The 15,333-nt window shown below is 69.5% G+C and carries 13 protein-coding genes; 6 read left to right on the top strand and 7 right to left on the bottom strand.

The annotated features are described in order from the left end of the window. Positions 1 to 26: 26 nt before the first annotated feature. Both crtI and NC7_RS15750 read left to right on the top strand, forming a co-directional pair. A complete protein-coding gene (crtI, locus tag NC7_RS15755) occupies positions 27 to 1,553 on the top strand; it encodes a phytoene desaturase family protein (protein WP_067983641.1) in 1,527 nt (508 codons plus the stop codon). Further along, positions 1,550 to 2,512, top strand: a complete 963-nt coding sequence (locus tag NC7_RS15750; protein ID WP_067983639.1) for a phytoene/squalene synthase family protein — start codon at positions 1,550 to 1,552, stop codon at positions 2,510 to 2,512. Before crtI ends, NC7_RS15750 begins: the two co-directional genes overlap by 4 nt. Positions 2,513 to 2,542: 30 nt before the next feature. Here the strand turns inward: NC7_RS15750 and NC7_RS15745 are convergent, their stop codons facing one another. From NC7_RS15745 to NC7_RS15735, 3 genes are all read right to left on the bottom strand, one after another. Next, positions 2,543 to 4,027: an SDR family oxidoreductase gene (locus NC7_RS15745; RefSeq protein ID WP_201449892.1), complete on the bottom strand. Its 1,485-nt coding sequence runs from the start codon at positions 4,025 to 4,027 to the stop codon at positions 2,543 to 2,545. Between the two features lie 48 nt (positions 4,028 to 4,075). Next, complete coding sequence (locus NC7_RS15740) at positions 4,076 to 4,537, bottom strand: SRPBCC family protein (protein ID WP_067983635.1); 462 nt, start codon at positions 4,535 to 4,537, stop codon at positions 4,076 to 4,078. 298 nt (positions 4,538 to 4,835) lie between these two features. Beyond that, positions 4,836 to 6,545, bottom strand: coding sequence for an FAD-binding protein (locus NC7_RS15735; protein WP_084458514.1), 1,710 nt, complete (start codon positions 6,543 to 6,545; stop codon positions 4,836 to 4,838). Positions 6,546 to 6,693: 148 nt separating this feature from the next. Between NC7_RS15735 and NC7_RS15730 the strand changes: the two genes are divergently transcribed. Beyond that, positions 6,694 to 6,981 carry a hypothetical protein gene (locus NC7_RS15730; RefSeq protein WP_067983633.1) on the top strand — a complete coding sequence of 96 codons (288 nt, stop codon included), beginning with the start codon at positions 6,694 to 6,696 and terminating at the stop codon, positions 6,979 to 6,981. Here NC7_RS15730 and NC7_RS15725 read toward each other — a convergent pair. The 4 genes from NC7_RS15725 to NC7_RS15710 form a co-directional block, all read right to left on the bottom strand. Further along, entirely contained in the window at positions 6,978 to 8,183 is a 1,206-nt protein-coding gene (locus NC7_RS15725) for a hypothetical protein (protein ID WP_157102023.1), read from the bottom strand. The genes NC7_RS15730 and NC7_RS15725 overlap by 4 nt on opposite strands. A gap of 262 nt (positions 8,184 to 8,445) precedes the next feature. Continuing rightward, positions 8,446 to 9,114 carry a hypothetical protein gene (locus NC7_RS15720; RefSeq protein WP_067983629.1) on the bottom strand — a complete coding sequence of 223 codons (669 nt, stop codon included), beginning with the start codon at positions 9,112 to 9,114 and terminating at the stop codon, positions 8,446 to 8,448. After that, positions 9,111 to 9,767 carry a sigma-70 RNA polymerase sigma factor region 4 domain-containing protein gene (locus NC7_RS15715; protein WP_157102022.1) on the bottom strand — a complete coding sequence of 219 codons (657 nt, stop codon included), beginning with the start codon at positions 9,765 to 9,767 and terminating at the stop codon, positions 9,111 to 9,113. Before NC7_RS15715 ends, NC7_RS15720 begins: the two co-directional genes overlap by 4 nt. Before the next feature lie 200 nt (positions 9,768 to 9,967). Further along, a complete protein-coding gene (locus tag NC7_RS15710) occupies positions 9,968 to 10,456 on the bottom strand; it encodes an MTB12 C-terminal domain-containing protein (RefSeq protein ID WP_067983625.1) in 489 nt (162 codons plus the stop codon). A gap of 95 nt (positions 10,457 to 10,551) precedes the next feature. Here NC7_RS15710 and NC7_RS15705 point away from each other — a divergent pair, with 95 nt between their 5' ends. From NC7_RS15705 to NC7_RS15695, 3 genes are all read left to right on the top strand, one after another. Beyond that, the gene (locus NC7_RS15705; protein WP_067983622.1) at positions 10,552 to 13,887 is read left to right on the top strand and encodes a WD40 repeat domain-containing protein; all 3,336 of its coding nucleotides are present in this window, start codon (positions 10,552 to 10,554) and stop codon (positions 13,885 to 13,887) included. An 89-nt stretch (positions 13,888 to 13,976) separates the two neighbouring features. Beyond that, positions 13,977 to 14,624: a sigma-70 family RNA polymerase sigma factor gene (locus NC7_RS15700; protein ID WP_067983620.1), complete on the top strand. Its 648-nt coding sequence runs from the start codon at positions 13,977 to 13,979 to the stop codon at positions 14,622 to 14,624. Then, positions 14,624 to 15,289, top strand: coding sequence for a hypothetical protein (locus tag NC7_RS15695; protein WP_067983618.1), 666 nt, complete (start codon positions 14,624 to 14,626; stop codon positions 15,287 to 15,289). Before NC7_RS15700 ends, NC7_RS15695 begins: the two co-directional genes overlap by 1 nt. The last annotated feature ends 44 nt before the right edge of the window (positions 15,290 to 15,333 follow it).

The raw sequence follows: 15,333 nt of genomic DNA, 5'->3' as shown, positions 1-15,333 counted from the left end.
TCCGTTCCACTGACTGAAAGGCAGAGATGCGAACGATATCGGGACGAACCGATGAGGTGGTCGTCGTCGGGGCTGGTCTGGCGGGCCTGGCAGCGGCGCTGCATCTGGCGGGGCGCGGTCGCGGGGTGACGGTGGTCGAGCGCGACTCGGTCGCCGGTGGGCGCGCCGGACGGCGCGATGTGGCGGGCCTGCTGCTGGACACCGGGCCATCGGTACTCACCATGCCCGACATCGTCGAGGACACGCTGGCCGCGGTCGGGGACAGCCTCGACTCCCGACTGGAGCTGTTGCCGGTCATCCCCGCCTATCGCGCGCACTTCGCCGACGGCAGTGCGTTGGACATCCACAGCGACGCCACCGCGATGGAGGAATCGGTTCTGGCGTTCGCCGGACCGGAGGAAGTCGTCGGGTATCGCCGGTTGCGCGCCTGGTTGAGCGAGCTGTACCGCGTCGAATTCGACCGCTTCGTCGCCGCGAACGTCGACTCGCCGTTCTCGCTGCTGACTCCGGCGCTCGCGCGGTTGATCGCCTTGGGCGGGTTTCGTCGCCTCGACCGGGCGGTCGGATCGTTCCTTTCCGACGAACGGCTGCGTCGGGTGTTCACCTTCCAGTCCCTCTACGCGGGCGTCGCACCGCAGCGAGCCTTGGCGCTGTACGCGGTGATCTCCTACATGGACACCGTGGGCGGGGTCTACTTTCCGCGTGGCGGAATGCGCGCGCTTCCGGACGCCCTTGCGGCCGCCGCCGTCGATGCCGGTGTGCGGTTCTGCTACGACGAGACCGTCGACGACCTGGAACGCGACGGTTCCCGCATCACGGCGGTGTTCACCGATCGTGGGCGTCGAATCCCCTGTGACGCACTGGTTGTGGCCACCGAACTGCCCACCGCCTACCAGTTGCTCGACCGTTCTCCGCGCCGTCCGCTCAGCTGGCGACCCGCGCCGTCCGCGGTCGTCATGCATGTCGGCTTTCCGGCCGGGACGCCGACCGCGCATCACAACCTCGTCTTCGGGGGTGCCTGGAAGCAGACCTTCGACGAGTTGATCAACGGGGGTGAACTGATGACGGACCCGTCGCTGCTGGTGACGCGGCCTACCGCGACCGACCCCAGCCTCGCCCCGCGCGGGCAGGACCTGTTCACCGTGCTCGCTCCGGTACCCAACCTCCACCGCGGCAAGGAACTGGACTGGGACCGCCGCGCCACCGCGTACAGCGAGGAACTCTCGGCGATCGTCGAGGACCGGTTGGTTCCGGGCTTCGTGAAGGACGCGACGGTCGTCCATGTGGACACCCCCGCCGATTGGGCACGCCAGGGCCTGCTGGCCGGTACGCCGTTCTCGCTCGCGCACACCTTCGCCCAAACCGGACCGTTCCGTCCGGCGAATCTGCCGCGCGGGGTCAGCAACGCGGTGCTGGCCGGGTGCGGCACCGTCCCCGGCGTCGGGGTGCCGACGGCCCTGCTGTCGGGGCGTCTCGCCGCCGATCGGGTCACCGGGCCGGTGACCACTTCGCGGTCTTCGGCCACCATCGCGACCGAAGGTGGACGACGATGACGCGCACCGAACTCGACGCCGCCGGAATCCGCGACACCGGGCTGCGCGAGTCCTATCAGCGGTGCCGGGAGCTCAACGCCCGTCACGGCCGCACCTTCTTCCTCGCGACCCGGCTGCTCGCGCCCGCCCAACGCCCCGCTGTCCACGCCCTCTACGGGTTCGCGCGGTGGGCCGACGACATCGTGGACGAACCCGCGACCGCCGCCGACACCGCCCCCGCCGCGGCACGACTGGACGCGGTGGCGCAGGCGCTGCACGACGGCCTGCGCGGTACCCGCCGCGACGACCCGATCCTGGCCGCGCTTGCCGACACCGCTGCCAGATACCGCATCGAGCACGTCCTGTTCGACGACTTCCTCGACTCGATGCGGATGGATCTGACGGTGACCGACTACCCGGATCGGGTCGCGCTCGACCGCTACATCCACGGTTCGGCAGCGGTGATCGGCCTGCAGGTACTGCCGGTACTCGGCACCGTCGGACCCCGCGCCGAGGCCGCGCCCTACGCGGCGGCATTGGGAAAGGCGTTCCAGCTCACCAACTTCCTTCGTGATGTCGCCGAAGACCTCGATCGCGGCCGGGTGTACCTGCCCGCCGAAGAGCTGGCCGCCTTCGGTGTCGACCGCGCCCGCTTGCAGTGGTGCCGCACGCATCGCCGGACCGACCCCAAGGTGCGCTCGGCGCTGGCCGCGCAACACGCGATCGCCCGAGACTGGTATCGGTACGCGGACGCCGGAATCGCGTTGCTGCATCCGGTCTCGCGACCGTGCGTCGCCACCGCGGCCGTGTTGTACTCCGAGATTCTCGACCGCATCGAGGAGAGCGAATTCGCGGTGTTCACCGTGCGGGCGACCGTTGGCAACGCGCGCCGCGGTCGCGTGGCCGGTTCGGCGTTGGCCCGTGCGTGGTGGGCGCGACGAGGCAGCCGCGCCCGCGCGCTGACTCCGGCCGAAGGCTGAGAGGATCGGAACGCGGCGACCGGCCGACCCTCAGGGCGAGGTGCGATCGGCGACCGTGCGTTCGGCCGTGCTCGTGATGTTGCGGACCATGCCGCCGAACACGGCGCTGTGGAAGGGGCTGATCGCCTTCCAATACAGGTGTCCGGCGAGACCGTGCGGTTGAAAGATCGCGCGTTGGTGGTAGCGGGAACCGCCGTGTGGGGCGGGTTCGACCCCGAGTTCGAGCCAGGCAAGGCCGGGCAGACGCATTTCGGCGCGGAGGCGCAGCAGATGTGGACGGTCGATGTGCTCGACACGCCACCAGTCCAACGACTCGCCGGAGCGCAGGCGTTGCGGGTGTTTGCGTCCCCGACGGAGTCCGACGCCGCCGGTGATCCGGTCGATCCAGCCGCGCAGCGACCATGCCAGGGGGAACGAATACCACCCGTTCTCACCGCCGATGGATTCGATCACCGCCCACACGGTGTCCGGGTCGGCCCAGGTGTGGTGCTGGCGCACGTCCTCGTAGAGGGAGCCGCCGGACCAGTCCGGATCGGTGGGCAGCGGATCCGACGGCGCGCCTTCGGTGCTGGCATCGGACCAGCGGGTGGGCACGTCGGCGTTGCGGATGCGGGTCAGCGCCAGCTCCACGGCGCACCGGTACGGGGTGAGGCCCTCGGGCGGGTCCGGGATGTAGGCGGCGATGTCGTGCTCGGTGCGGACGACCTCGTGGACGAGGGACTCGATGAGCGGCACGGCCAGCGCCCGGGGTACCGGCGTGACCAGATTGACCCACTGCGCCGACAGCCACGGCGTGAGCACCGGAACCGGCAGCACGACTCGATGATTCAGCCCGGCCACGACGGCGTATTCGCGCATCATGGTCAAGTACGTCAGCACGTCGGGGCCGCCGACATCGAACGCACGGTTGACCTCGGCGGGCAACTCCGCCGCGTGTACCAGGTAGTACAGGACATCGCGAACGGCGATGGGCTGGATCCTGTTGTGCACCCACCGAGGGGTGACCATCGCGGGAAGGCGTTCGGACAGATACCGTAGCATCTCGAAACTCGCCGACCCCGAGCCGATGATCACCGCCGCACGCAACTCCACCGTGGGCACGCCGGACGCGCGCAGGATCTCGCCGACCTCGGCACGGGAGGCCAGGTGGCGCGAGAGTTCGGCGTGTGGTGGGACGATCCCGCCGAGATAGACGATTCGCCGCACCCCCGCCGACTTCGCGGCCCTCGCGACGAGCTGCGCGCCCGCGCGGTCGACGTCGGCGAAGTCGCGGCGGGCCAACGAGTGCACCAGGTAGTAGACGACCTCCTGATCGGCCACGGCGCAACGCACCTGATCGCCGTCGGTGACATCACCCCGCACCACCTCGACCTGCTCGAGCCACGGCACTTCGGCCAATTTCGCCGGTGTCCTCGCCACGACCCGAACCTCATGACCGGCCTGAATCAGCTCGGGCACCAACCGGCCGCCGATGTAGCCGGTCACGCCGAAGACTACACACCGCACGGCGCTCAGCCTTCCTGCTCGCTCATTACCGGTCCCCGATCAGCACGGCCGCGCTGACTAGGGACGCGGACGATCGACGTCGCCTCGCCACGCCCCCGTCTCCGATCCACGGCCCTCGATGAAGTCCTTGAAGCGTCGCATGTCGCCCTTGATCCGCCGATCGAGCACACCGGTCTTGTCGGCGACGTTCTCGACGAAACCCTCCGGGTCGACGTCCATCTGCATGGTGACCCTCGTGGTGGCGTCGTCGAGCCGATGGAAGGTGACCACCCCGGCATGCTGGGGGCCGTCGTCGGACTTCCAGGCGATGCGTTCCTCGGGATGCTGCTCGGTGATGGTGGCGTCGAACGTCCGGGTGACACCGGCGATGTCGACGGTCCAGCGGGTGTGGGTGTCGTCGAGCTGTTCGATGCGATCCACCCCGTGCATGAACTGGGGGAACGATTCGAACTGGGTCCACTGGTTGTAGACGGTTGCTACCGGCACGTGCACGTCGACGGCTTCGATGACGGTGCTCACTGGCTGCCTCCTTCAGGTTGAATTCGTCCAGTCAGCGGCCGAATGCCCAGCCATCGCGAGTTCACACAGATCGACGCAAATTCGCTTCATGTCTCGCCGACTATCCGGACGCGGGAAACCCCGTCGACCAGCTGGAGCGTGAGTCGCCGGCTGGCGCAACACGATTCGGTGCGCGGCAGCACCGATCGCCGTGGTGTCAGGTCAGCGGCCCCAGTGTTCCCGCCTCCGCGGCCCCGAGAACGCCGATCGGCTCCGGCGGGTCTCCGAGGAGCTCACGAAAGTGTCGATCGAGGGCTGATCACCGGGTTGTCGCGCGATTCTGGTCGGGACGCTCAGGCTCGTCGGTGACAGGACGAGAGTGTGGGCGAGTCTGTTGGGCCTGCTGGACGCTGTGACTTCCCGCGCGTCGACCGGCGAACACGCAATCGGCCAGGGACAGGCCGCTGACGTAGCCGTTGGAGCAGATGCCGACCGCCGCGCGACCGGCGGCGTAGAGGCCGGGGATGGTGTCGCCGGTTTCGGTGCGGACCGCACCGGTCTGCTCGTCGACGAGGAGGCCGCCGAGGGTGAGCATCGGCATCGGATAGGTGAGGCGGGCGGCGAAGGAGATGTCGAGGAGGGCGTAGGGTCCGGTGCGGATCGGGCGGCGGATGTCGTCGGGTTTGCCCAGAGGGTCGGGGGTGCCGTGTTCGATGGCCTGGTTGTGGGCGTCCACGGTGGCACGCAGGCCTGCGGGGTCGACACCCGCGCGGGTGGCGGCCTCTTCGACAGTGCGGCCTGTGCTGCGTCCGAATCGGAGCAGTCGTTCGGTCTGCATGCGCTGGAACCACACGGACTGGCGCGGGATCTGAGCACGGGCCTCGGCGGCGACCTCGGCGTCGACGAGCAGCCAGGCGCGGTGGCCCGGCGCGGTGGCGACAGCGGCGCCCAGCGCCGCGCCGTAGCTGGATTCGTCGATCATGCGCCTGCCGTCGGTGTCCACCGCGATCGCGCCGTAGAAGGCGCTGGGTGGGCCGATGAAACGCCACGCCGACATCGCGTCCATCTTCCCGGTGGCCGCGCCGAGCGCCTCGGCCATCGTGATGCCGCTGCCGTCGTCACCGGCCGACCCCAGCGGCAGACCCTGCGACCAGGGGTACTCGGGGTTGTGCTCGGCGACCATCGCCGCGTTGGCGATGAATCCGCCGGTGGTGAGGACGACGCCGGATCGCGCCCGAATACGCACCGGCACACCGTGTTTGCGCTCGATCCGGTCGATCGACACTTGCACCGCCCGGCGCAGGCCCTGATGATAGACACCGGGTTTCGACGAAATCCGTGCCAGAACCGCGAAACGGCGACGTACGGCTACGGGCGCGCCATCGAGGGTGACGGCCTCGACGCCGGTCACCCGGCCGTCCTCGACCACCAGCCGGTTCGCCGTGGTCCCGGTTCGGACGCGGACCCCGCGCGCGGCGGCCGACCTGGCCAGTGGACGGAACACCGCCTTGCCGGAGACGCCGGGCCCGTGGGCTCGGTGCCCACGCTGACGAGGTTTCGCGATGTCGCGATAGCCACCGGCATTCTCACTGCCGGAGTAGTAGAGGTAGTAGTCGTCGGTGGGGTAGGAGGTCTTGTACGGGCACACCGACGCCTCGAACGGCACACCGTGTTCGGTGAGCCAGTCGATCAGCGCGGGGGACTCCTCGCAGAAGCGGCGCAGCGTTTCCGGGCTCACGGCATCACCGACTTCGGCCCGCAGGTAGGCGAACATGTTGTCGGCGTCGTCGTCGATTCCGGCGGCGCGCTGTACCCAGGTGCCCGCCCCGGCGTAGATGATGCCCCCGGACAACTCGGTCGCGCCGCCGCCGAGGTATCGGTCGAGTGCGAGGACGTCGGCACCGTGTTCGCGAGCGGTGAGCGCGGCGGTGACGCCCGCGCCCCCGTATCCGACAACGACGACATCGGCTTCATCGTCCCAGGTCCGCACCGGTACCACCTTTCGTGCGGCGGGGTCGTCCGGCCGCATCCGGGAACTATAACGTGTTCTAGAAATGGTCGGATGCGGTTCGGCCGGGTCGGTGCGATGGGGCGTCGCTGCGTGGCGCGACACTCCGTGAAACGCGTTGGCTGTCCTACGATTCCGTTGTCGGTATCCATGGCCATCGGAGGACTTCATGCCCGTGACCATTTCCGCGTCGACACGCGCCGTGTGGAAGATCGGCGCACAGGGACAGGCGCAGATCTTGTTCCTCGACGACTCCACGTCGAGCACCCCGGCCCGCCGCTGGCCCGACACCGCCATGCCGGGCGGCCGCCCCGGGCATCTGGCGTTCGACCCGAACGACTACCCGACGCTCGCGCACGTTCGTGCCCTTGTGCCCGAGTACGGCGCGCTGTGGGACGCCGTGGCCGAGGACTTGACCGCGCTGAGCGGCGAGCCCGCCGCCGGGACGCGGCCCTAGATCGACGTGCTTCCGGCACGTTCGTCGGGAACTCGCTCCCGTCCGGTCCTGTCGGCTGTCGGTACGGCCTCGACCTGACGGCGCAGTTCGTGCACTGCCATCTCCTGGGCGCGCAGGAGCTCCTCGATCGACAGCAGGGGCGTCGGCCGGGTCGGTTCGGCGACGCGGATCAGGTCGGCGCGCCGTGCGGCGAGCAGGAGTCGACCGGCCGAGCGCTCCTGCGCCTCGAGGACCGACCGATGGTCGCGTTCCCGGTCGTCCACCTCGAGCAGGTGGCGGGCGAGAGCGGCGGTGCCGGTTTGCAGTTGGTGCTCCGCGGCGGTGATCTCGTCGTCACGTGTGCGTGAAATCCGCACGATCTCGGTGAGTTCGCTCAGGTACTCGTCGTAACGGTGGGGTGACGGCGTCATCGACGCGGACACAGTCGCCGGATCGAGGCGAACTCGTCCCGGTGGGCAGGCTTGCCAGAGGAAGTCGCCACCGTACCCGCGCAGGGGTAGTGCGGGCGCGAGTCCGTCGATCGAACCGAGAAGGTCCGGGTCATGGTGGAGCACGACACTCACACCGTGCTCGGGTCCCGTCCTCATCAGTTCACCGAGCGCGACCACGGTCTCGTCGGCCAGTCCTCGCGGGTAGTCGAGCACGACCAGCAGCCGGGGGATGTCGGCTCGCGTCGTACGCGACCGGGCAAGCGTACGCACCACTTCCGCGAATCGCTCCGGGGTCCGCGACACCTCCCGATGCCCCCGCCCCGCTGGGTCGAAGCGATGCGTATCCAGCGACGGCACGATCGCCTCGACCCGGTCCACGACGGCCGTGAAGAGTTCCGCGACGACCTCGGGTGCGCCACCCGAGATCACCAGATTCCCCCGGCCGATCAGCGGGAAGACTACCGGGACGACATCACCGGCGCCGAACGACAGTTCGCCCACCTGAACCGAACAGCCGTCGAACGGCGATCCGACCGCTCCCTCCGCCACCGCCGCCCGCGCGCGGACGCAACGCTCACGCACCAGCGCATCGGCGACCACGTGTGCGGCCGCGATCCGGCGTGTATGCGCCGCCTCCGTTTCCCTGCGCTGGAGGCATGCCCGAGCGGTCGCGGATGCGGCGAGCGAGTCGAGCCGGATACGAGCGTAGGAGCCCAGCGTAAAGACCGCCGTCGCAGCCATTTCCAGCCGTCGATCAGCATCACTCGTCATCCTGCGGCCCCCGAGATCGTTCGCCTACCACCGCTACCGATGCGATCCGTGGCGCGATCGGTTCGTCGGGTGCGGGCGCCCGCGAAAGTTGTGCCGAAATGTCGCCCCGCCCCGGCGAACCGATCGGTGGCCGTATTGCATCAGTGATGGCGAGACCAGTCGTCGCCTCGGCCCGACGCGTCTCGTGCCGTGGGTGAGGAGATCGCTGGGGGGTCTCCTCACCCACGGTGCACTGCCGGGCGAGTGCTGCTCGGCGACGCCGTCAGCTCAATCCGGTGACAATCGCCGCGCGAACCGGGTCGCCGACCGGCAGCCCCTTCGCGACTCGCCGCCACGCGTTCCTTCCCGCCGTCAACGAGCACCGCACAGCGTCGGTGATCGCCCCGGTGTGCGAATTCCCCAGCGCGGCGCCCGGCAGGATGGAGATCTCCAGATGTTCCGCCAACGAGAGTGCGCGAGTGACGATCTGACCGGTCAGGGATCCATCGGCATCGATGTACAGGACGACGAGAACCTCGGTGCGTTCCTCGCCCATGTGCACCGCGACCCGAACCACGTCACCGGCGGCCGTGCCGGGTCCGAACGACTGCACCGAGATCCGGGTCTGCTCGGCACCGGCGGGGGTACGCGTGAATTCGATGCCGAGCTCCTGGTCAGTCTGCTTCTGGACTACCCGGCTCGATGCCGCCGCGTCCCGGGACGAGGCGGCCAGGGGGCGCACCGTCCATCCGGGCACTCGCATCACCCCGCGTCGGGCGGCCGGTGACAGCGGGATCGCGCTGTGTTCCGCTGCCAGCAGGCGCTGCGCGATGCGGGCACCGGCGGCGGCCGCCTCGGCGTCGGGTTCGACGTCGTCCTCGACGAGCGCGAGCAGCACGTCGATGTCGGCAGGCAGGTTCAGCCGGTCCGGTCGTTGATTGCGCGCCGTCACGACGCCTCCTCGGTGTGCGGATCGCGGGCGTCGAGCTGGGCGCGCAGGGCTTCGCGCAACATCTTCGTCCCCGTCGCGCGCAGCCGTTTCACCTTCTCCTGGCTGAAATCGAGGTCCTCGGCGACCTCCTTGGTGGTCTGCACGTCGGTGTAGGTGCCGTCGGGGGCGAGCACGAATGTCGCGCGCAGAACCGCGGCGATCTCGGAATGGGGGATCGCGTCGAGTGCGCCCTGGAGTGCGGTGCGATCGGCCAGCCGGTCCGCACCGTCGGCCTGTGTGCGGTCCTCGACGAAGAGCACGGTGGATTCGTAGTCGACACGGTGGCCCGGGTGCCGCTTGTCGGCCGTGCGGCGCCGCCTGTTCTGCAGCACCTGCCACTGGAGTTGCTGGAGAACATGGGTCTTCCAGTGCCGGATGCGTTCGGTCGGCAGTGTCGCCGTCAACGCGACCATGGTGTCCTGGGCGACGTCCTCGAAGTCCGAACGCATGTCGGGGTCGACCCGCTCCACCACATAGCGTGCCTTGGCCGCCGCGTAGGCCGACATGGTGACCAGGTCGGCGCCGAAGATGTGTTCCACCACCGCGAGCCGCAGCGCCGAGGGGATCTCGTTCCAGGCGGCGCCGAGCCACCTGTCCACGGTGCCAGAAGTCAACCCGTGCCCCCACTTCGTCGGCGACAGTATCGGATGCCGCGGTGCCCGATGAGAATTGCGATGCGAGACCGCCCGCGCGCCGAGCGGCGCACCAGGAAACGACCGAACGACGCTGGTCACAGCGGAAGCCTCCTGCGGTAGGGAACGGGCTCCTCTACAGATGCCGTTGCCCACCCGACCGGTTCGCCGAGACGCCTGAGCTAGGCCGGGCAGGTGGGGGAGGACACCATCATCGAGAACGCGATCTGGCAGTACCAGGCCTTCTGGATCTTCCACATCCCGTTCTCGGCGACGAACGGCACGATCAGTGGACTGGTCGTGGTGTTCATCGTCCCGGTGCCCTCGGCCAGCATGCCGGGTGCGCCGAGTCGGGTCGCCGCGATGCTGACGGTGACCGTCGCGTTGTTGCGGCCCGGGGCCTCGGCGATGCGATTGGGCAGACCCGGATCGTCGGCGATGTCCTGCACGTGGCCGAGCTTCTCGGAGTTCGGAATTCGCGGGTCGAGCATCCGCCCGAGCAACTGCTCGACCTCGGCCGCCGACAGCAGTGGTGGCGTCGGCGCCGATGTGGGAGTGTTGGCACCGGCCACGGGGGTGGCCGAGCTGTTTCCGGTGGTGCACCCGGCGGTGAGCAGGGCGGCGACCGTGAGACTGGACAGCGCAGCACCGACAAGGAGTGATTCCGACAAGATGGTTCCCCCGGGAAGGTCGTTGATACGCGTCGGTGTCGAGTTTATCCGGCCGCGGTGAGCAGCGTCCGTCCCCGGGCCGCCGAGGGAGTCAGGTGAGCGGGACGTCGGAGTTCCAGCGCGACGACGCGCTGTTGTCCGAGCTCACCGGGGCGCCCCAGCGGTGGCTGGCGTTGTGTCGTGCCGCGGTCGCCCACGGGCCGGACGCCACACGCGGGCTGCTCGAGCTGCGGCGCGAAACCGGTGTGCTGGCTCGGCATTCGCTCGCGCGGTGGAAACGTCTCGACGCCGACGACGATCCGCTGGAGGAGGAATCCGAGAACCCCGACCTCGAGGGCGAGCGCGTCACCGCCGATGTGTCGGCGGCGCACGCGCTGGCCGCCCTCGCCCGAGCTCTGACCGGCGCTCTCGACATCGCCGCCGCGTGCGAGGTCTTTCTGCGGCACACCGAACGGGCCGGATTGCATTCGGCCGGTACGCAATTGCTGCCCGCCGGTCCGATCACCGGCGGCGAGGACCCCGTGGCCGAGATGGTGCTGCATCTGCTCGGCCAGGGCGGCAGACCGTCGCGTGGTTACGCCATCCTCACGGCGCTGGAGCTGGCCGGACGACGCCCGCCGACAGTGCGGACCACTCGGGTGAGCGTGCTGTTCGTCGACATCGGGGGTGCCGGACGAGTCGGCGTGCTGCGGTTGGAGCAGCTGCGCGAGGGGCCGAGCGGACTGCACCCGGACCCGTCCGCCATGTCGTTCCTGCAGGCGGATCGCGATTTCACCGACAGTCTCGCACGGGCGTGGGAGGTCAGTAGACCGGCCGCGACGAACGCCTGCGTGCTGTGGTCGGTGACCGGTGTGGGGCGCGCGCCCGAGAACGACATCAACGGTGCGTCGATGGCGGCCGCGATGGCCGTCGCGCTCGACGACCTGGCACCGCGCCACCAGATGGTGCGGTGGCTGCGGGTGCGTCGGCTCGACCCGGCCTGCGCGGTGACGGCGGGACTGTCGAACACGGAGCTGACCACGGTCGGTGGATATGCGGGCAAACTCGCTGCCGCGCAACGGGCCTCGCTGCGGGTGGTGGTCGCCGAAACCGGTTTCGACGAGGCGCGGCGACAGGCGCCCGAGGACTACCTCGACCGGGTCGCGGCGGCCGCCACGGTCTCCGAAGCGGTGTCGCGGACCCGCAGCCGACCGAACCTGGCGCTGTGGCTCGTCTCCGTCGCCGGAATGCTCGCCGTGCTGTCGGCCGTGGTCTCGGTGACCGGCCTGAACGGTGTTCGGGCCGAGAACGCCGCTGCCAGAGCCGAATCGAATTCACGCTTGTTCGCTGGTGTTGCCCGTGGTGGCGCCGACTTCGACCCCGCGCTGGCGCAACTGGTCGCCGTGGCCGCGGTGCGCACGAGCGACACGGTCGACGCCCGCTCGGCACTGCTGGAATTCTCGGCTCTCGGCACACCGATCCGGATCCGGCCCGGTACCACCGGCGACAAGGTATCCGCTGGTGCCGACGCGCCGCGCCTGGCGACGAGCCTGGGCGGCGACCTGATCGCGATCGGTGGTGACGACGGCTTCGTGCAGCTCGTGCGCGTCGGTGATGCCGGGGTGACCAGAATGCCGCCGTTCCCGGCGATGACCGGTCCGGTGCGAGCCCTGGCCGTCAGTACGGACCAGCGCTGGCTCGCGGTCGCCGGTGAACGGTCGGTCCTGCTGTGGGATATCGCCGAGAACCCGTCGCGCACAACCGAATTCGCGCTTGCCGAGCATCTGCCCTGGTCGCTGGCGTTCGCCCCGGGCAGCGACCTGCTGGCGATCGGTACCCACGGGGGAACGGTGCTGTCCTGGCGCTTGGGCGCCGACCCCGCGCACCCGGTACCACTGCCCGCGGTGACGGTTCCCGGAAACCACGCGTTCGTGGCGGTGCACGATCGGGTCCTCGTGGCGGCCGGTGCCCGGATCGTCGGCGGGACGTGGACGACGACTGTACGGGGTTGGCACACAGCGGATCCGCACCGCCCCGCTTTCGACGTGCGCGTCGACCGGTCGGGTGGCGCCGAGATCAGGTCGGTCGACTTCGACGGCGACATGCTCGCGGTGGGACTCAACCCCGGTGAGATCGCGCGATGGCGCATCGGTGCCGACCTCACCCGGCCGGAACCGCTCCCTGGCACAGCGCGCGGTGCCAACGAGTACTTCGATGTCGCGCTGGTCGGCGACGGGCGCGCGGCAGTGGCGGTCGGTGGTGATGCCCGTGCGCGGCTGCTCGATCTCGACACCGGTGCGGTGCTCGCCCGATTTCCCGGAGGATCGGTGGCGCGGACCGAGGTGTTCCGTGGCGGACGCGCACTGGTGACCTCCGGATTCGACGGTGCGGTCCATGTTTTCGACCTCGCGAGCCCGTCCGCCGAACTCGGACAGCGCACGCTGTTCAGACTTCCCCAGGACCGATCAGTGCCTTCGCCTGGCGTGCTGCCCGATGCGCTGCTGCCGCGTCTTCGCGCGCTGTCGAGAGCGGGCGCTCTCGACAACCTGGCGGACGGTGACCCGTCAGGCTTGTTCGACACGGTCGTGATCGGGCCGGACGGGACGCGAGCCGCCACCCTGAACGAACGCGGAATCCAGGTCTGGGATCTCAGCGAATCCACTCCGACGCCGTTCGGTCGGCCGATCGACCAGAGCCTGGTCGACACCCGAGGTGTCGTCTTCGCCCCGGACGGCACCCTGGCGGTCGGGCGTGGCCTGACATCCTCGGTGGAACTGTGGGATTTGACCCGGCCCGGTGGCCCCGAGCTGCGGTCGACGCTGCGATTCGGGCACGGCTATCCGACCGCCCTCGCCCTCAGCCCCGACGGCTCCCGGCTGGCCGTCGGCAGTCACCGCACCGGGCACGTCACGGTCTTCGACCTGCGTGCTCACGGCACCCCGTCCGTCGCCGAACTGTCCGGGCTGCCGACCGCCGGGCAGGACATGTCGCTGGCCGTCACCGCACACGACACCCTTGCCGTCGGAACCCGCGCCGGAGCCTTCGTCTACCGTCTCGGCGAACCAGGCGGCCCCCGGCCCCTGCCGATCCCCGTCACCGCGCGTGGCCCGGTCGGTTCGGTCGCCTTCGACCACACGGGCACGCGACTCGCCGTCGACGACCGCACCCACGGTCGCATCGACCTCTGGGACTACACCGACCCCGCGGCCCCCACCGTCTACGCCACCCTCGACCGCCGCGCGAGACACTGGCAGAAAACGATGCTCGCCTTCGCGGGCGCCGGAACCGTACTCGTCGAATCCGCCACCGACGGCACGGTGCGCCGCTGGCGCACGGACGCCGCCACCGAAGCGGCCCGCATCTGTGCCTCCGGCACCGCGCCGATCACCCGACCGGAGTGGTCACACACCCTGCCCGGCCGCGCGTTCGTCGAAGCCTGCCCTTTCGGGTGAGTGGCGAACCACCGGAGCCTCGCTTCGCTTCTCTAGTGGCGACCGCACCATCGAGGTGGCATAGCGAGAATGCCGGAGGGCTGGGTGGCATGACCGAAGACGACAAGGGACTGGAGAAGTGGCTCGGCCGAACACTGTCGGAAGTGCCCGAGTCCGACCGGCTCGCCGTGATGGAGTACGTGGTCGGCGAATCGCTGGTCGAGGTCGCGCGGTATCTGGTCGTCACCGCGAGGTACGAGCTGCGCAAGTCCGACCCGTCCGCTTATCAGACCTACGAGGATCTGGCGCAGGAGGTGTTGGTCTCCCTGTTCGACAAGGGGATCCCGGAATTCCGGCTCACCGCCTGGCGCGCCTACCTGCTGCGACGGACGAGGTGGAAGATCCAGGAATCACGTGCGAGCCGGACCAGGCAGAAGAACGACGAGCGTCTGCTCAGCTCGCTCGACGAGGTCGGCGAACAGGGGAACACGGCGGCCGCGGGCACCGATTTCGTGGACGACCTCGTCACCAGGGATCGGCTCGAAGAGGCGTTGGCGGAGTTGCCCGACGCAGCGGAGCGAGCGGTGCTGCGCGCGACCTTCGCGATGGATGAGCACGGCTTCGACTTGCGCACCACGCGCGAAGTCGCCGACATCCTCGGTGTGCACGTGTCGAAGGTGAAACGGTTGCGCAGCGCGGGAACGCGACGACTCAGAGAACTGCTTCAGAACGATGTCGACCAGATGGGAGTCCTGTGATGGCACGAGAGAGAGCTGTCGACCGCCATTCCTGGCCAACGACGGTCGATTCCGTCACTACCGCGCTCGAGTCGATCGACGATCCGGAGGTCGACGCGGCCGCCGGACGCGTTGTCGCGGGCGCCCTGCGGGCGCTGTCGAGGTCGTCGGCGGAGGCGGAGGCCGTGTCGCTGAGCGGATACCGTCGCTCGATCCCCGGCTGGCGTTCGGAGATTCGCGCCGCCGCGACCGCGGCGAGGTCGCCCGTGCAGCATGTCGGCGACGAACAATTCGGAATCGAGATCACCCGGTCGACCACCGACGGGCGGGAGACGCAAGTAGTGGTCACCAGCGACGGTTCGGTGCTCTCGGCCGACGACGTCCTCGTCATCCGACTGTCCGCCGCCACGGACTCACCGCAGTTCCTCGTCCTCATCCATCGCGGTGACGACGGCACATTCGGTGGCCAGATCATCACGCCGCTGTTGCGGATGAACGACGACCTGGAGATCACGGTCGGCCGTGCCGCCGCGCTCACCGAGGAGGCGGCGGTCTCGGTCGAACACGCGGTCCGCGCGTCGACGACGGCCGGGCGGAACGCGTGGCGACGAGTCGCCCGCGCACTGCCGACCGAACATCCGGTGCGCGCGGCGGTACTGGCCGGGCTGGGACGAAAACCGTTGTAGCGCGGCGACTGCCAGGATGACGGTGTGATGCTCGAAAAGGGGGT

It is taken from the genome of Nocardia caishijiensis NBRC 108228, from assembly GCF_001612825.1.
GTDB lineage: Bacteria > Actinomycetota > Actinomycetes > Mycobacteriales > Mycobacteriaceae > Nocardia > Nocardia caishijiensis.
The sequence above is the reverse complement of the archived record's forward strand: the minus strand, read 5'-3'. Positions and strand labels throughout refer to the sequence as shown.

Bases quoted from the DNA above. Each gene is read 5' to 3' on its own strand.
- crtI (WP_067983641.1), top strand. From the start codon at position 27: ATGCGAACGATATCGGGACGAACCGATGAGGTGGTCGTCGTCGGGGCT.
- NC7_RS15750 (WP_067983639.1), top strand. From the start codon at position 1,550: ATGACGCGCACCGAACTCGACGCCGCCGGAATCCGCGACACCGGGCTG.
- NC7_RS15735 (WP_084458514.1), bottom strand. From the start codon at position 6,545: ATGCGGCCGGACGACCCCGCCGCACGAAAGGTGGTACCGGTGCGGACC.
- NC7_RS15730 (WP_067983633.1), top strand. From the start codon at position 6,694: ATGCCCGTGACCATTTCCGCGTCGACACGCGCCGTGTGGAAGATCGGC.
- NC7_RS15725 (WP_157102023.1), bottom strand. From the start codon at position 8,183: ATGACGAGTGATGCTGATCGACGGCTGGAAATGGCTGCGACGGCGGTC.
- NC7_RS15700 (WP_067983620.1), top strand. From the start codon at position 13,977: ATGACCGAAGACGACAAGGGACTGGAGAAGTGGCTCGGCCGAACACTG.
- NC7_RS15695 (WP_067983618.1), top strand. From the start codon at position 14,624: ATGGCACGAGAGAGAGCTGTCGACCGCCATTCCTGGCCAACGACGGTC.